This window comes from Methylovulum psychrotolerans (assembly GCF_002209385.1).
GTDB classification, from domain to species: Bacteria; Pseudomonadota; Gammaproteobacteria; order Methylococcales; family Methylomonadaceae; genus Methylovulum; species Methylovulum psychrotolerans.
The window spans coordinates 497,933-521,546 of sequence record NZ_CP022129.1 but is presented as its reverse complement, the minus strand read 5'-3'; the positions used below and the strand labels follow the sequence as shown (position 1 = coordinate 521,546).

Sequence of the window (23,614 nt, the reverse complement as noted above, 5' to 3'; positions counted from 1 at the left end):
TTACCCCTTTACGCATTTTTGGAGCCAGTAGTGCTGTATCTATGCCGCCAAAACCCATACCCCAACACCGCCAGCAACAGCCACACCGTCACTAACGGCCCAATCACCCCATCATAACGGCTGACCAGAAACGCATAATCGGCGTTAAAATCGGTGTTGAACACCGTCTTGTTCATTTTTATCAGCGTCACCCAGCAGGTATGGCAACCGATGCACAAGCCTAAACTGGCTTGACGTTCCGTCCTCAGCAACCCTAAAAACACCCCGACCATCAACAAGGCCAAAAACGCGCTAAAAATATCAGGATTGAGCAAATTGGCGAACGCATCGGCCAGCAGGCCAAACGTGCCGCCTAAAGTCAGTTCCGACGCAGGGATGTTATGTGGGCTTTTAATAAAATGCAGGCAACCATAATAGGCAGCACTGATGATAATCGCCGCCGGAACAGGTAGTTTGCGCAGCAATCCCGCCAATAAAATGCCCCGAAACAACGGCTCTTCAATCAAAGAAATTAACAAGGACAACAATACCGCCAGACTGGCTTTGCCGAAAAACCAACTCAGCGTCCAGGCTTGCGATTCATCCAGGACATTGATTTTCAGCACCGTCAAGACAATAAACACCGGCATTAAGGTGGCAAAGCCCAAGCCGAAGCCTTGCAACAATTGCCTGCCAAACTGCTTACGGCCAGCAAAACCCAAATCGGTTTTATTCAACTTAAGCCAAGCCATCGCCGGAAAAATGCTCAGCACTAACAAGGCTTGGGTGGTTTTATTGATGACTTTCTGTACCGACCAGGTATCGAACACCTGCACCAGCAAAAACCCGCCGATACTGGCGATAACCGCCGCACCCAACAACACCCCCAGCGGCACCAGCGCGTAATAGACCGAACGCATCATTTAAAATCGCCCCATAACATCTGCACCGCCGCCAAAGCCGTCAGCGAGGCCGTTTCTGTCCGTAAAATGCGGCTGCCTAAGCGCACCGGGATAAATCCCGCCGCTTGGGCAATCTCGCGCTCTTGCGCACTAAATCCGCCTTCCGGCCCGGTCAGCAAAGTCACTTGCATAGCCTCCGGTTGCAACTGAGCTAACGAGGTTTGCGCATACGGGTCAAGAAACACCCGCAAGCCCTGTTGCTGACCGACCCAACTTGCCAGCGGCGCAATCTCGGTCAAAGCAGGCACAACCGTCCGGCCACTTTGCTCGGCGGCGTGTTGGACGATTTTCTGCCAATGCAGCAAACGCTGGGGCTTTTTTTCGCCCTTAAACTGCACCACACAACGCTCGGTCATTAAAGGCGTAATCCGGTTCACCCCCAATTCCACCGCTTTTTGCACCGACCAGTCCATCCTATCGCCCCGCGCAATCCCCAAGCCTAAATTAACCTGTAGCGGCGATTCGACACTGCGTTCTTGCCGCACCCCGATAGCCACCGCCACCGCCTTACGCCCCACCTCCTCAACCCGCGCCAAATACTCGCCGCCGTCGCCGTTAAACAAAATCAGCTCATCCGCTTTTTTTAAGCGCAGCACCGTCCGCAAATAATGGCCGCTGTCATCGTCCAAGTCGATAGTGTCACCTTGCGCCAACGGCAAAGCAGTGTAGAGTCTGGAAACACGCATGATAGTTTTGGGGGGTTGCGGAATAAAAAAGGCAGGGGGAATGGTTAGGCTGGGTGACGCTAAGGAACGTGCATAAAATAACCTCGGCAAATCTTATCGTGAGGCGGTTTTTTCTTTGGGGCGCGGGCAAGATACCCGCGATCCAACCTCCTACCCATTATTAAGGGCGGCGGCGAGACTAAAATAAATTACTTTTAAGCCGTCGGCAAAGGCTTTTAGCCTAATATGCTTAACGGGTGTTAAAACAACTGCAAAGCCAACATAATCGCGTCTTCACGGCCATTTTCGGCGGGGTAGTAGTTTTTGCGGATACCGATTTCGTTAAAGCCCATGTCTTCGTATAAGGCAATCGCCACTTCGTTAGAGGGGCGGACTTCTAAAAATACGGTCTCCGCCCTGCCCCTGACACTATCAATCAAATGCTGGAGCATTTTCCGGCCTATGCCTTGCTTTTGCTCGGCGGGATCTACGGAAATATTCAGGATATGCGCTTCGCCGACCGCGACCGACAGCAGGCAATAGCCCAACACCCGATCTAGCTCTTCGCACACCCAACAGCTATAGCCGGATTTCAGGCAGTCTTCAAAAATGTCCTCTTCCCAAGGGAACAGATAATTTTGCCTTTCAATCGCCAAGACTTGCGGCAAGTCCGCCATGCCCATCCGCCTCATGCGGAACAAATCGCGGCGCGGCACCGAACCGGGAAAGACTTTGGCATAAAACTCCTTGTCGGCATCATAGACGACCAAGGTCTTGAGTTTATCGAATAAATCGCGCATGGTGGGCTTCCTTTTCTTCTTCTTATTGTTGTGCTTTTACGGTGTGCAGTGCCAATTGCAAATCTTGCCAGGCTTTGCGCTTTTCCGGCAATGACCGCAACAAATAGGCAGGGTGGTAAACGACCACGACCGGAACCCCGTGCAAGGTATGCACCTTCCCCCTGAGTTTCCCTAAGGGCGCGTCAGTCGCCAATAAGGTTTGCGCGGCGATACGCCCGACCGCCAAAATGATTTTCGGGCGGATCAGGGCAATTTGCCGTTGCAAATAGCCTTGGCAGCTTGCCACTTCATCGACATGCGGGTCGCGGTTATTGGGCGGGCGGCATTTGACGATATTGGTGATGAACACCTCGTCACGGCTAAGGCCGAGGGCGCGGATCATTTCCGTCAGCAATTGCCCGGCATTGCCGACAAACGGCAAGCCCTGTTCATCTTCATGCTGGCCCGGGCCTTCGCCGATCAACAGCCAATCCGCCATCTTATCGCCCGACCCGAACACGGTGTTTTTGCGGGTGTTGCATAAGCCGCAACGGGTGCAAGCGGCAACTTCGGCAGCCAGCACCTCCCAATTGTCTGCGCCAGCATCAGCCGCGCCAATATCCGCTAAGGGCTGCGGTTCCGGCGGCGCAGGCAACTCGGCCAACGCTTGCGGTTCGGGCAAAGGCGGCACAGGCTCCGCCGCGCTTAGCTCCGGCACTACGCTAGCCACCCTAGGCAACCAAACGTCGATACCCATAGCCTCTAAGTAGTGCAGACGTAGCGTGTTATCCATAATAATCCATGATCCCGCCCAAACCGTCTGGGCTAGCCAAGAGCGGCCTTATACCTCAGCCATCTGCGGATGCTGGCGTTCGTTAGGCTGGTGCAGCTTATTGACGGCATTAATATAAGCCTTCGCCGAAGCCACGACAATATCCGTATCCGCGCCCAAACCGTTAACAATACGGCCTGCTTTTTCCAGCCGCACCGTCACTTCGCCTTGCGCGTCAGTGCCGTTGGTGATGTTATTAACCGAATACAACGCCAAGGTGGCCTTGGTTTTCACCAATTGCTCGATGGCTTTTAAGGTCGCATCGACCACGCCGCCACCTTCGGCACAGCCGACCGCTTCTTTATTATCAATACGCAAGGTCACTTGCGCATTTGGGACTTCGCCCGTTTCGGAACAGACTTTTAACGAAATCAGCTTAACGCGCTCTTCCTCGCCTTCGGTGCTGGTTTCGGAAATTAAAGCCTGTAAGTCTTCGTCAAAAATCTCATGTTTTTTATCGGCGAGCAGTTTGAAGCGGGCAAACGCGTCGTTAATCTCGGCTTCGGAAGCAAATTCAAAACCCAATTCAGTGATGCGGCTCTTAAACGCATTGCGCCCCGAATGCTTGCCCAACACCATACGGTTAGCCGACCAGCCGACATCTTCCGCCCGCATAATTTCATAAGTTTCGCGGCTTTTTAACACGCCATCCTGATGGATACCCGCCTCGTGGGCGAAGGCATTGGCGCCGACAATGGCTTTATTAGGCTGTACCGGAAAACCGGTAATGGTCGACACCAGCTTGGAACAGGTCAAAATTTCGCGGGTGTCGATACGGGTTTGGCAAGCAAACACGTCCTGGCGGGTGCGCACCGCCATCACCACTTCTTCTAAAGACGCATTGCCCGCCCGCTCGCCCAAACCGTTGATGGTACATTCAACCTGCCGGGCACCGTTCATGACCGCCGATAAGGAGTTCGCCACTGCCAACCCTAAATCATTATGGCAATGCACGGAAAAAATCGCCTTGTCCGCATTAGGGATACGCGCCATCAGGTTGGCGATGGTCGCGCCGAATTGCTGCGGAATGCTGTAACCGACGGTGTCGGGGATATTCAAGGTGGTCGCGCCCGCGTCAATTACCGCTTCCAAGATGCGGCACAAAAAATCCTCTTCGGAACGTCCGGCATCTTCGGGGGAAAACTCGACATCATCGGTATATTGCCGCGCCCGCTTCACCGCCCGCACTGCGTATTCAATCACCTGCTCCGGCGACATGTTCAGCTTCATCTGCATGTGGATCGGCGAGGTGGCGATAAAGGTGTGGATACGGCGGCGGCCCGCCTGTTTTAAGGCCTCCCCGGCACGGTCAATATCCTTATCCAACGCCCGCGCCAAACCGCACACGGTACTGTCCTTGATGATTTTCGCCACCGCCTGCACTGCCTCAAAATCGCCGGGGCTGGCAGCCGGAAAACCGGCTTCGATGACATCCACCTTCAACCGCTCCAAAGCTTTAGCAATGCGCACTTTCTCGTCGCGGGTCATGGATGCGCCTGGGCTTTGCTCGCCGTCGCGCAGGGTGGTGTCAAAAATGATTAATTGGTCTTTCATAAAAACGCCATTCATGGAGAAAAATCAACACAGCGTGTTGATACTAAATAAGTAAAAAATAAAGGGGGATATCAGGCGGATGCAAACCGCCACCCTGGACGCATCAGCCCTTACGCTCTTGCTTAATGCGCTTGCGTTGCACCAGCGTGATCACCGGACCGGAAACCGCGTAGGCCAAAAACAGCAAGAACAGCATGGTTTGCGGTTGCGCCATCACAAAGGCGATGCCCAACATCATGGCAATAGCGACAAAAAACGGCACTTTACCCTTTAAGTCGATAGACTTAAAGCTGGTGTAGCGGAAATTGCTGACCATCAGCAAGCCAGTGCCAATGGTTAAGGCAATCGCCACATATTTGACCATATCAATGGCGTATTGGTGTTCCAAACAAATCCAAATAAAGCCGGCCAAAATAGCCGCCGCCGCCGGACTCGCCAAGCCTTGGAAATAGCGTTTGTCCGCCGTTTCCAATTGGGTGTTAAACCGCGCCAGCCGTAAGGCCGCACCGGCGGTATGGACAAAAGCGGCAAACAAGCCTAAGCGCCCTAGGCTAGAAAACGCCCACAAATACATGACCAGAGCCGGAGCCACACCAAACGACACCATATCCGATAAGCTATCGTATTGCGCCCCAAATTCGCTTTGGGTATTGGTCAATCGGGCGACCCGGCCATCTAAGCCATCAAGAATCATGGCGACAAAGATGGCGATGACCGCGGTTTCATAGTGGGCGTTCATCGCCGAGGTGATAGCGTAAAAACCGGAAAACAGCGCACCTGTGGTAAACAGGTTGGGTAGTAAGTAGATGCCGCGACGGCGTATGGAGGTTTTTTCAGATGCCATGCTTGCAACCAATCCTTCGTAGTGACTAAAACTAATCAATTATACAATGGGCCAACTCACGATACCTAACAAAGGCTGATTTTTACATTTTTTTTACAGCAAAAGCGCTAACATTATCCCCACGCCATTTCACCATAGAGGGATTATTGCCACGCACTTTCTACCGGACAAAGCGGCAAAAACCCGTAACTGACCGCCCAACATTCATTGGGCAATAGATCGGCCTACAAGAATTATCAACCTTACACGAGGAACCAAAACATTTAAAAACAAGCTTAATCCCAATCAAACTTAACACCTTAAATACTATATAATTTTTATGGCTTTTGTATTAGACAAAATCAATAGCCAGTAGCCCTAATTTAGCTATTGCCCAACCGCCAATTTATACTACACTTGTACAAGTAAATTTGGACAAAGTAACGCACCATTGTGGTTTAATAACTCCTATACTCATTCCCTAGCTATACTATAGAGTCATGAAAAAAATTATAAAAACGCCGCAACCGGACAGACGCAAACGGATTGATAGACGGATACACAGCCGTGTACTGACCGAGATAGCCTTTGCCATGACGATCAACGGCCAAGAATATATCGGAAACATCGATAACATTAGCCTCAGCGGCGCGTTTTTATCGAACCTGCAACCGTACTTGGCGCCTGAGCTGATTTCGCAATCGGGTACAATTAACATTGAGTTCGACGGCGAGCAATTAAAGCTGGTGTGCGAGATAGTCTATATCGCACCGATGGATAACGAATTTTTCCCTATTGGCGCAGGGGTTATGTTTAACGGCACTGATGCGAAAACCCAAGCATCCATCAATAAATTAGCGTCTATGCTAGCGCTTGCCTTAGAAGAAGGGCGCGACACTTAAATCATTATGCATTATAGCTAACGCAGTATAAATTGATTGTAAAGCCGTTCGCCTGTCCCCAGCCCCCCGCTTGTCGAAGGGCTATGGTGGTTCGACGACCAACGGAAGTCCCTGTGGGACAAGCTCACCACGAACGACATCATTTTATTGTGCTTTAGTTATATAGGGTTGCCGTTACAGACTCCCCCCTTCCAGCTAAACCGCCTTTTGTCAACTGTACACTAAAATGACAGCCTGAAAAAGGCCGCTATTGCCTATCTTTGCGGGCATTTTCCCGAATTGCGGTACTTATCATACGGTATGGTTGGCTTAGCCCTCCGACTAACTGCAATACCATCAGCATCTTATCCCTAATTGCCGTATTGTACACCTATGTATAGAGGCCAAAGCCAATTAACGGCATAGGCTCTCTACTAATCAAAGCCCATTTTTAACTCATGCAACATATACTGTGAACGGCCAAGTTTTCGGCTTTTACAATTCACCGTAGGGTACGCTGTACCCTATCAAAAAACCGAAAACTTGACCGTTTGAAGTATACATTATGTCGCGTAATCAACTTTTAACCCTATATGTCCACCAATGGCAACCTATCAAAGGCGTTAATTTCAACAATGTCCATAGATTATTTTTTTGGAATCATCGTCAAAAATCACCTAAAAAAGTGAATAATTCTAAAGAAATGAAGAGACTGGGGGTTAAATTTTAACAAATTGCTCATAAATGATTAGTTTTTATAAGAGGAAGTTAAGTAGTTACAAAATTTAGTAAATCTAAAAATAGACTTTTCATCATTTTCATCATATTATATGACTTTGAAACTGGTCATAAACGTATCAATTAAGGGTAGGCTTTGGTTGGCGGCAAGTCTATGTAGCTTAACTGGGTTCGCCCTCTATATAAAAACCTTAAACTGAACAAGATTATTATGGTTATGGCCCGTTCAAGGATAAAATAGCGGCAGAAATGTTTGATAGGTTATTGGGGTAAACAGATGCAGTGCATTCGGAAAAAAGCCCACCTATCCTACACAGCCAAAAAGCCAGCCGCTTTTAAATTTTTTGGCTTTGTTTTTCTTAGGCTTCGGGATATATTGAACCGACTGGGAATAGCCCCGCTAATATCATATAGCCGCCAATTCTAAAATTAATGAATATAGAAAACGATAATTTTATTAGCCTTAAACTCATTGGCTTTAGAAAGCATGAGGCAGAAAAATTTTGCGCCATTCTTGATTTGGCTGAATTTGCCTTACAGCCTGCTTGGCAAATTGTCAAAACCGCCACCGCCGATTTTTATGTCGTTTATGACAAATCGCAAAGTGCTGCCTTAAAAAATCTACCGCGTGAACGCTGCTTTTTTTATGTCCCCGACCCCAGTAAAGGTCTTGACAATGGCCTACTGGTCGACAGTGACCGCACCCCCAGCTTACAGGCTTTAATCCCGCTGTTTAATCGGGTCGCCCAGCAGGCGTTGCCCGCTGCTACAGCTAAAACGGCACCTAAAGCAAAGCCCGAACAAAAGCCTGCACCCACTAGCCCGAAAGTACCTGCACCTACTGCTACCGTGCAACCGGCCAAACCACAGGCCCCGGCAAAAGCCCCAGAGTTTAACCCGCAACAAGGGCTACTAGGTATATTACTGACTGAGCAAAAGCAAGCTTTCGCCTTAACCTTGCAAGCACGGCCTACCGATAACCCTATTTTTATCTATCACGATAAAAAAGCCTATTATTCCCTTGCCCCTTTAGAGCAGCTTAAGCCATTTTTTAGTCTGGACAACCCTATCTTAGCAACCCCTTTATCCGTAGCCGAATTAGGCAAAGCCGTCAAAAAATCCGGCTTAACGGCGCTGCCGTTAAGCCAACTGATTTGGTATGCCACATTTAACTTATCGCAAGGGCAACTGCTACAGGGGCATTCCGGTCAAGAATTGGTACAATTGTCCCAACTGCCGTATCTGGGAAAAACTGACAGCTTGAGTTACCGAAAATTAGCGGAATTTTTGCATAAAAACACCGCCTCTTTAGAGCAGGCTGCGGAAGTGACGGGCACGCCCTTAGCGGTAGCAAACAATTTTTACAATGCCAGCTTCGTGGCAGGGTTGTTCGGAACAATTCCGACCCCTGATAAGCAGAGCCTGTTTAGCAAACTAAAAAACCGCTTAAAACACCCTGGGGCTTAAGCGAATGCCTATCCCCAAACCCTTGCCTAAGTAACTAAGGGTGGCAATATACCTATCTGGATTACGTTTTAGCAAAAAGCTTCTTTTTACTTGCCGGAAAAAACAATAACAATGACAAAACTAGACGATATTTTACAATCAGTTATAGCCGACATGGATGGCGTATTCGGGTACGCGGTGATTGACATGAACAGCAGGCAATTATTAGGGGTCGCCCATAAAGTCGATTTCCTTACCCCCTCTTACTTAGAAGCATTGGCGGCGGCGGCGGCGGAAATGTTGCGCGGCAAACCTGTACGCGCCGTAGAATCACTACTGTCGGCTAAACTGGGCAAAACCATCAGTAACAGCATTAATGACATTTGTATCAATGCCGGAGACACCCGGCATTTTATGGCCGTCATCCCCGAAAAACCAGATTTACTGCTCGTGTTAAGCACGGATAAAAACACCAGCGTCGCGATGGGCTGGATCACCATACAGCGCAATATGGGGCTGATTACCGAACATTGCGCCTAACAGCCGCTGAAATTAACAAGACTTAGGACGGTACGGGATAAGTTAAGCCAATGACGACCCAAACCTGCCAAGATTTTATACTCTACACAGGGGATGCCGAAACCTGCAAAGCCTTAACTGGCGAGCTTATTTCACAGCCATTCCTAACCCTATTGCTATCATCCGTTGGCAAATAGCAATAGTTTTTTTTGTGCCAATAATCTAAAGGAAAAACAATGAGCAATATTAAAGAGATCGTGGAACAATTAGTTGCCACTATTGACGGTTCTATGGTTGCGGCTGTGGTTGACGGCAACAGCGGCATGTTATTAGGCTCAGCGGGTACAGGTATTGATATGGAACTGGCGGCGGCCGGCAACTCCGAAGTTGTCCGCTCCAAACTGAAAACCATGAAAAGCTTAGGTCTGAAAGACGACATCGAAGACATCCTGATCACGCTGGGCAAACAATACCACATCATCCGCCCGACTGAAAAATACGAAGGCGTATTCATTTATGTCGTACTGGACAAAGCCAAAAGCAACTTGGCCTTGGCCCGCCGTAGCGTCATGTCTTTAGAAAGCAAATTAGTGCTGTAATCGGGTACGCCTGCTGAGTCAGCAGAACAGTTTCCAGCAATAACAGGCCGGATGACCCCATCATCCGGCCTGTTTGTTTCTGCTTTTATGGCTATTTAAGGCGGGTTCTGATCCTATCCAACAAGTTACGGCGGTCGGCATCTAACGGCTTCTCATTACGTTGGGCAACAGCGGATTTTTCTATCAGCCCCACCAAATAACAGGCATTATAAAAATTATAGATTTTCGGCAAAGGCAAACGGGTCGCCTCGGCAATATCCGCCAAAGCCAAGGTATTATTATGCATAAACGCCGCCAGCTTGATAAAATCGCGGCCTTCCGGCAAGCGCAAATTTGGCCAGCCCTTCAAATGCACAATATCATCGGGACTATTACCAGCCAACAACCGGCCTTGCGAAGATTTAAACGCAACATACCAAATCAGGTTATTTAGGGGCTTAGCGGCAATTTGCCGCTTTTCAACCAGCCTTTGCAATTCCGATGCCGTCATTGTATTGATCAATATCCGGCTATCGGCGGTGCAGTAAGGCATCAGTTCTTCTAAGTTCACTTGGCTATAGTAAAGGCTTTGCACCGGATCCAGCCAAATATCGATGGCCTTATCAACGACAATCCATATCGGTTCGGGGCTGTCGTCAAGCAAGGCTTTTAGCAGCCCATCCTCCGGATAAAAAACCTTGTCATCATCACTTAAACGCTCCGGCAAAGGCTCAGGTTTTTTTACCGAAGGCGTGACCGGGTCGGCTACTGGCGGCAGGGCTTGCGGACGCTCAAGCAGCGGAGCGCCTTCAACCCGGGCCAACACCGCCACTAACGAACTGACACTCGGGATGCCGCTGGCATCCACCACGATATGCTTATCGCTTAAGGCTTCGGCAGCGTAAATAAAACACCGTTCGGGCGGTAATCCGTCTTGTGGGTGCTGTGCCGGCAACACAAAAAAATCGGCATCCCCTGTGTTTACCACTTGCCACCGTTGATGCAGACGCGTTTCCGCCAAATAGAGGACAGCCGTAAAATAGCGTATTTCCAGTTCGTCAAATCCTATGGGGGCAATACTAAAATGGCTAACGGACATAGATAAATCATTCCTAATTATGTGAAATTGCGTAAAAAATTATTTACGCCCCTGTTCCGAGCCACCCTTCGCGGAAGCTCCAATCAATCGGGCTATAATAACCAATATTCAGGCCAAATAGCCATAGCAAGATAACAATGGCTATGTACTCACTTCTATTAAGCGGCCACACCACCGTACCTATATACTTCAAACGGTCAAGTTTTCGGTTTTAGGATTAACCGTTCGCCTGTCCCCAGACCCCCCTTGTGGGACAGGCTCACCACGAGCGGATTAACCGAAAACTTGACCGTTCAGAGTATACATTATGGAAATCCTTCCGATAACTTGCATGACGCTTGACAGGCGCTATAGTGAAAGGGCTGGTATTTTGCTGATTGCCCGAAGCCTTGACCAACAAACCAACCCTATAGCCCAGCTTTGCCAAAATGTGTGATACAGTTCACAAAAAATGCCAAAAAACTTGCAAAAACTGTGAACTTAATATAAAAATAAAAATAAAATCAATAAATTACAAAAAAATAAACCAGCTAAAATAATGCCACATTAAATACGGCAAATAACAACATTCCCTTTTATCCATTAAAAATTTAACGTATTATGTCAAAGGTAATTCCACTCGATATGCGGAGTGTCCTGTAACTAAAAATCATCCGCCTTAAAAGCCACCACTTTATGACAATGATAGCAGATTACCCAATACCCGTACTGCCCACCAAAGGATCCCCATCATGACCAAAGAAACCTCTTCAGCCCCCTCGGCAACCATTTTTATGGATTTATCTGCCATAAAAGCGCTGGGGCAAGAAAGGGCGGTGAAAAAAAACCAGCCGAGCCATGACGAAACAGTTCCCCAAGCCGCTAATGTATCGGCAGTTACGGCCAACACCCAGAAAAAAGCGCCCATCCTTAAATTTGTCTTTACCGGCTCGGTAGGGTCAGGGAAAACCACGGCCATCGCCACCATCAGCGAAAGCAGCTATTTTTCCACCGAAGTAAAACCCTCAGAACAAAACGTCCTGCAACAAAAAAAATCCACTACCGTCGCAATGGACTACGGGGTGCTAAAAACCATTGACGGCCAAGATAAATTTTATTTGTACGGCACACCCGGACAACGCCGTTTTGATTTTATGACCCCCATCCTCACCCGCGACGCGGCGGGGCTGATTATCATGATCAACAACACCCAAGGCAATCCCTTGGAGGAGTTGGACTATTATCTTAGCCTTAACAAAGCCTTTTTGCTGAAAAATCCGGCGGTAATCGGTATTACCCATTACGATACCACTAGCCAACCCAGTGTTGACGATTATCTGACCGTCCTTAACGGACGTGGCATCCCTTGGCCAGTCATGAATATCGACGCACGCGAATTGGACGACATTATGTTGTTGCTCGATACGTTAGTCATGATGGTCGAATACAGCTAAACCCCCATCCATAACGCCCTACGCCTAGCCGTATCCGGTCAACAAGCCCGGAACTGGACACGGCCTAAGCCGTATCCAGCATGACCAAAACCTATTTCAAATTCGCCGTCACATAAGGCTCTATGAGCTGATACATCAACTGGTGCATTTTCGGGCTACCTGCAATTAAATTTCCCGACTGCAAATAATTGTCATTAAAAGAAAAATCGGTAACAACACCGCCCGCTTCCTTAATCAGCAAAATCCCGGCGGCCATATCCCATTCCATCACCCCGATTTCCCAAAAACCATCTAAACGCCCAGCCGCGACATAAGCCAAATCCAAAGCGGCAGACCCGGCGCGGCGGATGCCGGCGCACTCCATGGTCAACGCGCTGAACATATTCACATAAGCCTTAAGATGCAAATCGGTTTTAAAAGGAAATCCCGTACCCAATAACGCACCTTTTAAGCTCGGCTGTTGGGTAACCCGCAAGCGGCGGTTGTTCAGGGTCGCGCCGCCGCCGCGTTTGGCGGTGAACAATTCGTCGCGCAAGGGGTCATAAATAACGCCGACTTCCAGCCTGCCTTTGTGCTTTAAGGCGATAGAAACGGCGTATTGCGGGAAACCATGCAAAAAATTGGTAGTGCCGTCCAGCGGGTCAATTACCCAAACAAAATCATTCCCTTGATGCTCACCGCTTTCTTCCGCCAAAATGGCATGATCGGGATAAGCTGCCCGAATAATGCTGATAATTTCCCGCTCCGCCATACGGTCCACTTCACTGGCGTAATCATTTTTGCCTTTTTGGTCAATACGGAGTTGTCCGATACTGTCAGAGGAGCGCAGGATCAAATCGCCCGCGCTGCGTGCCGCCCGGACGGCGATGTTTAACATTGGTTGCATAGGTCAGTTTCTTAATGAGCAGATAAAAGCCAGTATGGTAGCAAATCTTTTGGTAAACTTAAGGCTTTTTTCGGCTTGCACTTTTAAAGTGGCGCTTTAGCCTGCCCCAAACCCAACGGCGGTTCGGGCTGTCAGGCAAACCCACCTAAAAATGGCCACCTTTTTCATAACAGGTTTAACGTTGCTTTCCCATATCAAAATTGTCTTGGTCGAAACCACCCATCCGGGTAACATCGGAGCGGTGGCCCGTGCCATGAAAAACATGGGCATGACCCGCCTCGCGTTGGTCGGCCCCAAAACCTTCCCCAGCAACGAGGCGACCGCCCGCGCTTCAGGTGCCGACGATGTGCTTGCCGCCGCCACGGTCTACCCGACCTTGCAGGAGGCCATCGCCGATTGCCAATTGATTATTGGCACCAGCGCCCGGCGCAGGACGATTAGCTGGCCGGAACTTAATCCCAAACAATGTGCGCAATTGGCCGTCATCGACAGTCCGCACCAACAAATCGCCATTATTTTTGGCCGCGAAAATTCCGGCCTGAAAAATCATGAGCTGGATTTGTGCCATTATTTGCTGCATATCCCTTGTAATGAGAGCTATAGCTCCCTAAATATAGCCGCTGCGGTGCAAGTGGTGTGTTATGAGCTGTTCGCCGCCACCGACCGCCCCGACACCATACAAGTGGGCGACCAAGGCGAATGCCCGCTGGCGACCGCCAGCCAAATGGAATCGTTTTACCGGCATTTGCAGGAAGCCTTGGTAGATATTGGTTTTATGCAGCCAGGCCGCTCCAAATCTATTATGCGCCGCCTACGGCGCGTGTATAACCGTATCCAACTGGACACGAAAGAAGTCGACATACTCCGGGGCATTTTACGGATGTCCCAAGATCACCAACATAAGGATTAATATGTTCAGCCGCTTAAAAGAAGATGTCGCTTGCGTGTTTGCCCGCGACCCCGCCGCGCAGACTTGGATAGAGGTCATCACCACCTATCCGGGAGTCCATGCCGTGGTCGTCCACCGCCTTAGCCATTGGTGCTGGCAGGCCGGTTTCCGCTGGCTGGCGCGTTTTATCGCCTATCTCAGCCGCTGGTGGACGGGCATTGAAATCCATCCCGGTGCCGTCATTGGCCGCCGCCTGTTTATCGACCACGGCATGGGCGTGGTCATCGGCGAGACCGCCGTCATCGGCGACGACTGTACCCTTTATCATGGCGTAACGTTGGGCGGCACGACTTGGCAAAAAGGCAAACGCCACCCGACGCTGCATAACGGCGTGGTCATTGGCGCGGGCGCAAAAGTCTTAGGGCCTATTGATATTGGCGACGGGGCACGGGTCGGCTCCAACTCGGTGGTACTCAAACCTGTACCCGCCGGCGTTACCGTAGTGGGCATTCCGGCGCATATTATCGGCGAACAAAAAGCCCCGCCGCCCGAACCGACCAGCAGTAACCGCCCGGTCAACTTCAACGCTTATGGGGCCAGCGCCGACATGCCCGACCCGGTCGCCGTGGCGATTAACCGTATGATCGACCATATCAACGCCCTCGACCAACAAATAGAGACGATGCAAAAAGCCATGAATGAGGCGGGGATCAGTTGCAAAAATCCCCCTATTTGTACTCTGGACGGTTGCGAAATCAAAGACGCTTACCGTACCCTACCCTAAGCTATGCCCAAAGCAAGGTGGTCTTAAATGGTTATTTTATGGACAGATGCCCTCATTTTTACCCTGTGCCTAATAATTTTGGCAACTGGCCTGTACCTGCGCGGTAAAGACTATATCCAACGCCCGCTCAGGCAAATCGGCGGCGACCCGCTCGGTATGGCGGCACTGGCCGTACTGGTGTTTTTCTTGGGCATCGGCCTGCTCGATTCCCTGCATTACGAAAGCACAAGCCGTACCGAGCAAGCCAATAGCCATGAGATCATCAGCGTCCTGGACGCATGGGCAGAACCCTTACGCCAGCACGGCGAAAAAACCTATTCGGCTCCGTTCGCACTGACCCTGTACAGCAAAGAAATGGCCACCGCCGCCGACGGTACAGTCGCGTGGACATATCCGCGCCTGACTTTCGGTGGCCACCATTTGGCCGACCCCACCCAGCAGGCCGCCGATATTGGCGTAAAAACAGCCATAGCCTTGGCACAAAGTTTGGCTTGGCTAGGTTTGGCGGCTTTGCTAGTCTGGGCAGGATTTGCCTTGGCAGGGCAAAACATACCCAAAAATACCGCTGCTAAGGCGGTTTTTTGCACGGTGGCGGCGGTTTTTTGCACTGCCTATACCTTGTGTTACCTATCGGGCTATTATCACATCCTCGGCACAGATAAGGTTGGTGAAGATGTCTTCTACCAAGCCATCAAAAGTATCCGTACCGGACTGGTCATCGGTACGCTGACCACCCTCATTATGTTGCCGCTGGCGGTTATTTTCGGTATCCTCGCCGGGTTTTTCCGGGGTTGGGTGGACGATATGATCCAATATGTCTACACCACCTTGAACTCAATCCCCAGCGTCTTATTAATCGCCGCCGCCATCTTAATGGTGCAAGTTTACATGGCGAACCATGAAGCCGCCTTCACTAGCCTAGTCGTCCGCGCCGATATGCGCCTGTTATTTTTGTGCATGATTTTGGGCGTGACCAGTTGGACGGGGCTGTGCCGTCTGTTACGCGCGGAAACCCTTAAGCTGCGCGAAATGGAATATGTCCAGGCCGCCACCGCATTAGGGGTCAAACCGCTAACCATCTTAAGCCGCCATATCCTGCCCAATGTCATGCACTTGGTGCTGATTTCGGTGGTGCTGGATTTCAGCTCGCTGGTGCTGGCGGAAGCGGTGTTATCTTACATCAACATAGGGGTCGATCCGACCACCTACAGCTGGGGCAATATGATTAACGGGGCGCGGCTGGAAATGGCGCGGGAACCGATGGTGTGGTGGTCGCTGTCCGCCGCGTTTGTGTTTATGCTGGCCTTAGTTTTGGCGGCCAACTTATTTGCCGACACCGTACAACAGGCTTTTGACCCACGCCGAAACAGGCAATAACCCCCCTTTCTCACAGGCGGCAGGCTTCATGGAACCACTCGTTTTTTATGGCTATTTATTGGCTACCATCGCCTATTTTCTCTTATTGCTGACCGCTTGGGTGGGGCGCAAAAAAAATCCCGTCGCCGGACCTTTTTTGCTGGCTCTGGCCTTCTCCATGCTCTGGGCGGGCTATATCACCGTTTGCGAATACCAACCTACTTACACTTTAATAATTTCAACCAGTTTGGCGTTTGAAACCCTACGCAATGCCACTTGGTTTTTTCTGCTCGGCACACTCATTTCGCGGCAGCAGCTTAACCATAACTACCTATTGCTATACCGGTCACGCTTCACTTATATGCTCGCCGCGTTCATTGTCTTTTTGCTCGTTTTTGAACTGTCCGAAGACGTGCGCACCCCCATTAAACAGTTCGTCGGCAATCAAGTGCATATCCGATTGATGTCCCACCTCATGTTCGCCATTATCGGCTTGGCCTTAGTCGAACAACTGTACCGCAACGCCACTACCGAGCTGCGCTGGGTCATCAAATTTTTGTGTATCGGCTTAGCGTCTTTGTTTACTATTGACTTTATTGTCTTTAGCAAATCATTATTGTTCACTAGCCTGGATTACCCGTTGTGGGGTTCGCGGGGCATTATCAATACCCTGATCACCCCTTTGCTGGGCATCGCCATGTACCGCCTGCAAACCCACGGCATGACCGACATTAGCCTGTCGCGGACGTTGGTCTTCCATAGCACGGTGCTGATGGGGACCGGGTTATACCTGATCACCATGTCTTTAGCAGGCTATTACATCCGCGATTTTGGCGGCAGTTGGGGTGAGTTCGCCGAAATTGTCTTTATTTTCCTCGCCATTATTCTGCTGCTGGTGTTGTTTGTTTCGGGCAGAGTTAGAGCCTTAGTCAAAGTCTATTTCAACAAGCATCTGTTCAGCTACCACTACGATTACCGCGAAGAATGGCTCAAGCTCAGCAAAACTATTGCCCGGTTGAACTCCTTGCCAGAACTCTCCGCCGCCATCATCAAAACCATGGCCGATTTGGTGGACAGTTCTGGCGGCGGCTTATGGTTAAAAGACGAGCAAGGCGATTTTTATCTGGCCGATGCAAAAAATTTAGGCTTTGACTCTCCCCAGCAACTGGCGGCCAACCATAGCATGATCCTATTTATATCAAAAAAACAATGGGTTATTGATTTTTACGAACTAGCAGAAAGCCCCCAGCTCTATAAGGATGCCGACCTGTCATTATGGATGACCCCAGAGAAAGCAGTCTGGCTCATTATCCCGCTATTCTTGCAAAATGATCTGGAAGCCTTTGTCGTCCTGACCCAAGCCCGCGCCCCGCGGCCTTTAAATTGGGAAGACCACGACCTGTTGAAAACCGTGGGTAAACAGCTTGCCAACGCCCTCGCCCTTAACCACGCCAGTGACGCGTTGTCCAGATCACGCCAATTTGAAGCTTACAACCGCATTTCCGCTTATTTGGTGCATGATCTGAAAAACTTGATCGCCCAAGTCGGCCTAATTGTCAAAAATGCCGAAAAACATAAGCGCAATCCTGAATTTGTCGATGACGCCATTACTACGCTGGAAAATGTCGTGACCAAAATGGATCATCTGATTACTCAACTGAAAAAAGGCCATGACCCTCAATATCAGAACCATCGCCTTAACCTTGCCGATGTTGCCGCCGATGTCGCCTTGCAACAAGCCGGTAACCGCCCTGCGTTGCAAGTGCTGAACACCTTTACAGACGACTTGTTTGTCGTCGGTGAAAAAACCAAAATCACCGCCATTCTTGGCCATCTGGTGCAAAATGCCCAAGATGCCACACCCGCCGACGGTTTTGTAAAATTAATCCTAGAAAAACAGCCGCCCCACGCCATTATTAAAATAACCGACAACGGCTGCGGCATGGATAGAAAATTTATCGCCGAACGCCTGTTTAAACCGTTTGACACCACCAAAGGTAATGCCGGCATGGGCATAGGCGTATATGAAGCGCGTGATTATATCCGCAGATTAGCGGGCAGCTGCCATGTTGACAGCGCCCCCGGGCTAGGCACAACCTTTACCGTTTGCCTACCCCTTGCCGAAGAGTTGATAGTAGACCCGGAGAGCCCCTCTCCTGCTAATACCGGGGCAAACGTATAACAACATCCGCCACCCAGAACTCACAAAGTACGGATCTCCTAGCCATTGCCCACCCGTTTAAAATTTAAGCCTAGAACAATTCAGCCAGACTTGCCATAATAGCGTTTTTGTCCGTATTCAGGTGCCATTATTAATAAGCGTGTTTTATTAGGTATTAGCGGCGGCATCGCCGCCTATAAATCGGCAGAGTTAGTACGCTTATTGCGCAAACAAGGCGCACAGGTACGCGTAGTCATGACTACCGCCGCCGCTGAGTTTATCCGTCCCCTCACCTTTCAGGCCTTATCGGGCCATCCTGTCCAGACCACCTTACTGGATGCCGATGCCGAAAACGCCATGGGACACATTAACCTCGCCCGCTGGGCGGATGTTTTGGTCATCGCACCCGCCAGTGCCAACCTGCTCGCCAAACTCAGCCATGGCTTAGCGGATGATTTGCTTTCCACCCTGTATTTGGCGGCAACCTGTCCGGTTTATGTCGCTCCGGCCATGAACCAAGCCATGTGGTCTAAAGCCGTCACTCAGGCAAACGTCGAACGCCTAAAAACCCACGGAGTCAGATTTATTGGCCCGGCAGCAGGAGACCAAGCCTGCGGCGAAACGGGCTTGGGGCGTATGTCAGAACCCGAAGACATTTGCCGCCAACTGCTTACTGCGCCCGCTTCGGTGCAAGCCAGTTCGGAACTGGCCGGCCTTAAGGTCTTAATTAGTGCAGGCCCCACGCGTGAGCCTTTAGACCCGGTACGCTATATCACCAACCGTAGCTCAGGCAAAATGGGCTACGCCTTAGCAGAAGCGGCAATCAATATGGGGGCAGATGTCACCTTGGTCAGCGGCCCGGTACAATTAGCCGCTCCTGCCCAGGCGCGGCTAATCCAAGTGGAGACCGCCGCACAAATGTATGCGGCGGTACTGGCCGAGGCCGACAGCCATGCCATTTATATCGGCGCGGCGGCAGTGGCCGATTACAGCCCCGTACCCGCCCCTGAAAAACTGAAAAAACACGCGGGCGCAAGCACGCTGGTGCTACACAAAACCCAAGACATCTTAGCGGCGGTAGCGGCCTTAACGCCGCCGCCCTTTACCGTCGGCTTTGCCGCCGAAACCGAAAACCTGACCGAGTATGCGCTAGGCAAACTCCAAGACAAAAAACTGGCGATGATTGCCGCCAATTGGGTCGGTAAGGCAGAGGGCGGCTTCGACAGGGACCAAAACGCCTTACAGGTTTTTTGGCCCACTGGCCAAAAAGCCCTGGCAATGACCGACAAATCCCTGCTTGCCCAACAACTGCTCAGCCTGATCGCCGAACACTTCTATAACACCATGCCATGAATACCATACAGTTAAAAATTCTTGACCCCCGTTTAGGCGCAACCATCCCTTTGCCTGACTATGCCACCCCCGGCTCGGCGGGTTTAGATTTACGCGCCTGCCTTGACCAAACTACCGTTATCGCCCCTGGGGAAACCTTGCTTATCCCTACCGGACTGGCGATTTATATTGGCGACCCTGGTTTAGCGGCAGTCTTATTGCCGCGTTCAGGCCTAGGTCATAAGCACGGCATTGTCTTGGGCAATTTAGTCGGGCTGATTGATTCGGATTATCAAGGGCAAGTGTTCGTTTCCTGCTGGAACCGCAGTGATAGTGCCTTTACCCTCCAGATCGGTGAGCGTATCGCCCAAATGGTATTTGTCCCCATCGCACAAGTCCAGTTCCGCCAAGTCGACGACTTTACAACCAGTAGCCGGGGAAGCGGCGGCTTTGGCCATACCGGACAACAGTAGGTGACATCGCTAATGTTCTGCCTGAAATTTATAGGCCACTAGCAGAACACTGCCTAAAAAACAGCGGTAAATTATCTAAAGAAGGGGATAAGCCGTCCCATATTGGCCCAGTTATTTCACAGGCATTCCTAAAATTTTACGGCTATCTTCAGCCAGAATAACTTTTTCGTGTTTTTCGTGGACAACAACCCCTGCGCAAACCCAGAAATTATTTTTATGCGTGTTTTCTTGGATACGCCTTTAAAATCAAGTCCCGCACCATTTCAGTGTCTTCCTGCCCGGAAACCACTTAAAAGATTTTTATCTTCGGAGTTATTATTATGAGAAAAATGTTCTCTTTGCTTGCGCTTGCCATGGTTCTCATCATACTGACGGCGGGTTTTGGCATTTATTGGTTAAGCTCAAACGAAACCAACACCGCCAAAAAAGAGGCCGCCGCCGCCGAAGCGAAAAGTATTGCCTTAGGGTTATCGGCACACCTTACCTTACTGAACAAAACTCTCGATAAAATGGCCGAAGACCCCGATGTGCTGAATGCGGTCAACATAGGTAACAGCGGCCTATTAAGGGTTAATGCGGCCAGACTTGAAAAGTATCTCCCGAATGCCCTAAAAATCCGCTTATTACTGCCTGACACCAATACCATTGACGAGCAAGATAAACCGCGCATGGGCTTTGCCGATTTGGAAATGGTCAAAGAAGCCTTAACACACAACCCGTTTCCCAGCATCCACGGCGATAAAGGGGTTGACAGGCACTTGGCGATAACCCGGAGCATTAGCCAAAACGGTAAAGTCGTCGGCATGATTCTGGCGAGCTTAGACGAAAACATTATCTTAAATGGCCTTAAACTGATACCGACAAAAAACAGTTATTTTGAACTCAGGCAAGGCTTACAAGTATTGGCCGCTATCGGCACCAAAAATAGCACAAGCAGCCTGGACGGCAACCAGCAGCCTATTGCCAATAGTGACTGGGCGATATATTATCAATACGACGATAGCATGGATATGGCTGATTTGAGCCTGATGCTTAGCATTATCATCATCCCCTGCCTTATCGCCTTAGGCTTGATATTTATCACCCACCGTTGGTTATCAAGCACCCTAAGCCAAGACTTAGAAAGCCTGATGAAAGCCTTTAAAGACATTATGGCCGGTTCGGCACACAGCCACTATCCTGTCGAACTGGTAGAAATGCACGCCGCCGTCTCCAATCTGATGCAATTTAAAAGGGTTCTCGATTATAGCGACCGCGACAGCCCGCCACCTAGCCATAAATCTGATATAACCGTCACTGACGATAACTTCGATTTGGATGATTTATTTGATGATTTTAAATTTTAGGTAACGGCAGCTTGCAAATTAGCCAAATTCAAGCATAAATTCGCCGATTAAAATCTTGCAAGTTTTCATGCCCACCGTGTATAAAATTGGCGGCAATGCTTAATTGTATCCACCGCCGCTTAATTCACCCTTTCCCCTTAATACCCAATAGATGATGGACTATTAAAAAATGAAACAAAAAAAAGCCGCCCCCCTGATCGCTGAAGTGTTGATCGAAGCCCTACCGTATATCCAACGCTTTAAAGGCAAAACGGTTGTCGTTAAATTTGGCGGCAACGCGATGGTCGACGAAGCCTTAAAACACAGCTTTGCCAGAGATATCGTCCTGATGAAACTGGTCGGCATCAATCCGATTGTCGTCCATGGCGGCGGCCCGCAAATCGGCCAAGTCTTGGCAAAACTGGGCAAGACTACCGGCTTTGTCGACGGTATGCGCATTACTGACAGCGAAACGATGGATGTGGTGGAAATGGTGCTGGGTGGCTTGGTGAATAAGGAGATCGTCAACCTGATCAATATGAACGGCGGCAAGGCGGTAGGCCTGACAGGCAAAGACGGGGATTTTATCCGTGCCAAAAAAATCAACCTAAAACGCTCGGCGCTCGACGATGATGCCTCAGAAATCATTGACTTAGGCCATGTCGGCGAAGTCAGCAGCATAGACCCCGCTGTGGTCGATATGCTAGGACGCAGTGATTTTATTCCGGTGATTGCCCCGATAGGCGTGGGTGCGGATGGCTATTCCTACAATATCAACGCCGATTTGGTGGCGGGCAAAACCGCCGAGGTCTTGAAGGCCGAAAAATTGATCTTATTGACCAATACCGCCGGTATCCTTGACAAACAAGGGGGGCTGCTGACCGGCCTGTCAGTCAGCGATATCGACGCGCTGATCGCGGACGGTACTATCTCCGGCGGCATGATCCCGAAAACCCGTTGCGCCACTGATGCCCTAAACGGCGGAGTCCATAGCGTCCACATTATTGACGGACGGGTAGAACATGCCGTATTACTGGAACTGTTCACCGACCAAGGCGTAGGCACTTTATTAGTGAGCCGCCCCCGCTGCTAAGACGTTATTGACATAGCTACGGAATGATGCCCGCAAGTCCTTGATTTTTTGGCTAGAACATAATTCTTCACCAACTATCGAATCATGGCAATGAATATCCAAAAACAGCTCGTAATCATTCTCGGTAATGGTAATGCGTGACAAAGACAGGCTAATGTCCGTATCCACAGCCGGTGGACGGTTCATAATCAGTTTATCGTTATAGACATCGGGCACCGTTGTCGAGTGGCGGTTAACAAACTGGCGGGCAATCTCCCAAGCCTTATTGCATTCATGGTCATTCTCGCAATGGAACAGGCCAAGGGCATTGGCCTGTTGGATGCTCGGCTTGTCCGCCTCGTGGCGCTTGGGTTGTTTTACCGATTGGGTCAAAAATAAATAACGCTCTATATTGGCGGTATATTCATTTTTGACCAGCTCCCGCTTATCCATGTTTGCCCTAAGGGCTTTTTGGATTTGCGCTATTTGTTGCTGGGTCGATTTGATGTCCTCGACCGATTTGGCCGATACATCCTGACCGTTACGCTCCGCCGCCGCCGCCGCCTTTTGCTGGTTAGCCAATTGTTGGGTGACATTGTTTAACGATTCTTGCAACACCCGTTGCTGGTTGTCAAAGTCCTGCATTTTCGCCGTTAAGGCCGCCGTAATTTCTTCTTCCGAATGGAAGGTATTGAGCAAGGCATGGTCATTGACTTTTTGTTTGGCAATCAGCTTTTCTTCTTCTTTTCTCAGTGCCGCCAGCCTTATATCCAGATCAATTTGCTCTTTAGTCTTGGCTTTCTCGACCACATCCACCACCATAGCACGGTTATTAAGAAGCTCGCGGCGGTTTTGCGACTGCTCAGGCGGCACCTGATCAGAAAACAGGGTATTGCCGTATTGGTCTTGCAGCTTATACAAGCGCTTGGCAAAAGCCACTTCGCTGCCGAGCAAACAAAATAACACAATAAAAACTTGAAACATAGGTACGGACATAGGCTTCTTAATCGCTTTAACAAGATTTTGAATTATATGACAAAGGCTCAAA

The 23,614-nt window shown here is 49.9% G+C and carries 22 protein-coding genes; 13 read left to right on the top strand and 9 right to left on the bottom strand.

Annotated elements, in window-relative coordinates; genetic code table 11:
- Positions 1-8 precede the first annotated feature (8 nt).
- From CEK71_RS02160 to pssA, 6 genes are all read right to left on the bottom strand, one after another.
- A complete protein-coding gene (locus CEK71_RS02160) occupies positions 9-902 on the bottom strand; it encodes a CPBP family intramembrane glutamic endopeptidase (RefSeq protein ID WP_332455531.1) in 894 nt (297 codons plus the stop codon).
- Complete coding sequence (locus CEK71_RS02155) at positions 899-1,627, bottom strand: 16S rRNA (uracil(1498)-N(3))-methyltransferase (protein ID WP_088617846.1); 729 nt, start codon at positions 1,625-1,627, stop codon at positions 899-901. Before CEK71_RS02155 ends, CEK71_RS02160 begins: the two co-directional genes overlap by 4 nt.
- Positions 1,628-1,866: 239 nt before the next feature.
- Complete coding sequence (gene rimI / locus CEK71_RS02150) at positions 1,867-2,406, bottom strand: ribosomal protein S18-alanine N-acetyltransferase (RefSeq protein ID WP_088617845.1); 540 nt, start codon at positions 2,404-2,406, stop codon at positions 1,867-1,869.
- A 22-nt stretch (positions 2,407-2,428) separates the two neighbouring features.
- Positions 2,429-3,178: a uracil-DNA glycosylase gene (locus CEK71_RS02145; protein WP_088617844.1), complete on the bottom strand. Its 750-nt coding sequence runs from the start codon at positions 3,176-3,178 to the stop codon at positions 2,429-2,431.
- Between the two features lie 48 nt (positions 3,179-3,226).
- Positions 3,227-4,771 (bottom strand): 2-isopropylmalate synthase, encoded by a 1,545-nt coding sequence (locus CEK71_RS02140; protein WP_088617843.1) that lies wholly within the window; start codon positions 4,769-4,771, stop codon positions 3,227-3,229.
- 103 nt (positions 4,772-4,874) lie between these two features.
- The gene (pssA, locus tag CEK71_RS02135; RefSeq protein ID WP_088617842.1) at positions 4,875-5,615 is read right to left on the bottom strand and encodes a CDP-diacylglycerol--serine O-phosphatidyltransferase; all 741 of its coding nucleotides are present in this window, start codon (positions 5,613-5,615) and stop codon (positions 4,875-4,877) included.
- 479 nt (positions 5,616-6,094) lie between these two features.
- Here pssA and CEK71_RS02130 point away from each other — a divergent pair, with 479 nt between their 5' ends.
- The 4 genes from CEK71_RS02130 to CEK71_RS02115 all read left to right on the top strand — a co-directional run bounded on the left by CEK71_RS02130 (position 6,095) and on the right by CEK71_RS02115 (position 9,777).
- On the top strand, positions 6,095-6,496 hold the full coding sequence (locus CEK71_RS02130) for a PilZ domain-containing protein (RefSeq protein WP_088617841.1): 402 nt from the start codon (positions 6,095-6,097) through the stop codon (positions 6,494-6,496).
- A gap of 1,149 nt (positions 6,497-7,645) precedes the next feature.
- Positions 7,646-8,680: a hypothetical protein gene (locus CEK71_RS23070; RefSeq protein ID WP_088617840.1), complete on the top strand. Its 1,035-nt coding sequence runs from the start codon at positions 7,646-7,648 to the stop codon at positions 8,678-8,680.
- Positions 8,681-8,791: 111 nt separating this feature from the next.
- Positions 8,792-9,199 carry a hypothetical protein gene (locus CEK71_RS02120; RefSeq protein ID WP_088617839.1) on the top strand — a complete coding sequence of 136 codons (408 nt, stop codon included), beginning with the start codon at positions 8,792-8,794 and terminating at the stop codon, positions 9,197-9,199.
- Positions 9,200-9,414: 215 nt separating this feature from the next.
- Positions 9,415-9,777: a hypothetical protein gene (locus CEK71_RS02115; protein WP_088617838.1), complete on the top strand. Its 363-nt coding sequence runs from the start codon at positions 9,415-9,417 to the stop codon at positions 9,775-9,777.
- A gap of 91 nt (positions 9,778-9,868) precedes the next feature.
- Here CEK71_RS02115 and CEK71_RS02110 read toward each other — a convergent pair whose 3' ends face one another.
- Positions 9,869-10,855, bottom strand: a complete 987-nt coding sequence (locus tag CEK71_RS02110) for a hypothetical protein (protein WP_088617837.1) — start codon at positions 10,853-10,855, stop codon at positions 9,869-9,871.
- Positions 10,856-11,586: 731 nt separating this feature from the next.
- Here CEK71_RS02110 and CEK71_RS02105 point away from each other — a divergent pair.
- The gene (locus tag CEK71_RS02105; RefSeq protein WP_232463743.1) at positions 11,587-12,288 is read left to right on the top strand and encodes a GTP-binding protein; all 702 of its coding nucleotides are present in this window, start codon (positions 11,587-11,589) and stop codon (positions 12,286-12,288) included.
- A 91-nt stretch (positions 12,289-12,379) separates the two neighbouring features.
- Here CEK71_RS02105 and suhB read toward each other — a convergent pair whose 3' ends face one another.
- The gene (suhB, locus tag CEK71_RS02100) at positions 12,380-13,174 is read right to left on the bottom strand and encodes an inositol-1-monophosphatase (RefSeq protein ID WP_088617836.1); all 795 of its coding nucleotides are present in this window, start codon (positions 13,172-13,174) and stop codon (positions 12,380-12,382) included.
- Between the two features lie 181 nt (positions 13,175-13,355).
- Between suhB and CEK71_RS02095 the strand changes: the two genes are divergently transcribed.
- From CEK71_RS02095 to argB, 8 genes are all read left to right on the top strand, one after another.
- Positions 13,356-14,084: an RNA methyltransferase gene (locus tag CEK71_RS02095; protein WP_088621468.1), complete on the top strand. Its 729-nt coding sequence runs from the start codon at positions 13,356-13,358 to the stop codon at positions 14,082-14,084.
- A 1-nt stretch (position 14,085) separates the two neighbouring features.
- Positions 14,086-14,847: a serine O-acetyltransferase gene (gene cysE / locus CEK71_RS02090; protein ID WP_088617835.1), complete on the top strand. Its 762-nt coding sequence runs from the start codon at positions 14,086-14,088 to the stop codon at positions 14,845-14,847.
- 27 nt (positions 14,848-14,874) lie between these two features.
- Positions 14,875-16,224, top strand: a complete 1,350-nt coding sequence (locus CEK71_RS02085; RefSeq protein ID WP_088617834.1) for an ABC transporter permease — start codon at positions 14,875-14,877, stop codon at positions 16,222-16,224.
- A 28-nt stretch (positions 16,225-16,252) separates the two neighbouring features.
- Complete coding sequence (gene prsK / locus CEK71_RS02080) at positions 16,253-18,385, top strand: XrtA/PEP-CTERM system histidine kinase PrsK (RefSeq protein WP_088617833.1); 2,133 nt, start codon at positions 16,253-16,255, stop codon at positions 18,383-18,385.
- Positions 18,386-18,511: 126 nt separating this feature from the next.
- The gene (gene coaBC / locus CEK71_RS02075) at positions 18,512-19,717 is read left to right on the top strand and encodes a bifunctional phosphopantothenoylcysteine decarboxylase/phosphopantothenate--cysteine ligase CoaBC (protein ID WP_088617832.1); all 1,206 of its coding nucleotides are present in this window, start codon (positions 18,512-18,514) and stop codon (positions 19,715-19,717) included.
- On the top strand, positions 19,714-20,169 hold the full coding sequence (gene dut / locus CEK71_RS02070) for a dUTP diphosphatase (protein ID WP_088617831.1): 456 nt from the start codon (positions 19,714-19,716) through the stop codon (positions 20,167-20,169). Before coaBC ends, dut begins: the two co-directional genes overlap by 4 nt.
- 320 nt (positions 20,170-20,489) lie before the next feature.
- Complete coding sequence (locus CEK71_RS02065; RefSeq protein ID WP_088617830.1) at positions 20,490-21,515, top strand: hypothetical protein; 1,026 nt, start codon at positions 20,490-20,492, stop codon at positions 21,513-21,515.
- 169 nt (positions 21,516-21,684) lie between these two features.
- A complete protein-coding gene (gene argB / locus CEK71_RS02060) occupies positions 21,685-22,587 on the top strand; it encodes an acetylglutamate kinase (protein WP_088617829.1) in 903 nt (300 codons plus the stop codon).
- On the opposite strand, the gene CEK71_RS02055 is transcribed toward argB, so the two are convergent.
- Complete coding sequence (locus tag CEK71_RS02055) at positions 22,564-23,562, bottom strand: hypothetical protein (protein ID WP_232463742.1); 999 nt, start codon at positions 23,560-23,562, stop codon at positions 22,564-22,566. The genes argB and CEK71_RS02055 overlap by 24 nt on opposite strands.
- Between the last annotated feature and the right edge of the window lie 52 nt (positions 23,563-23,614).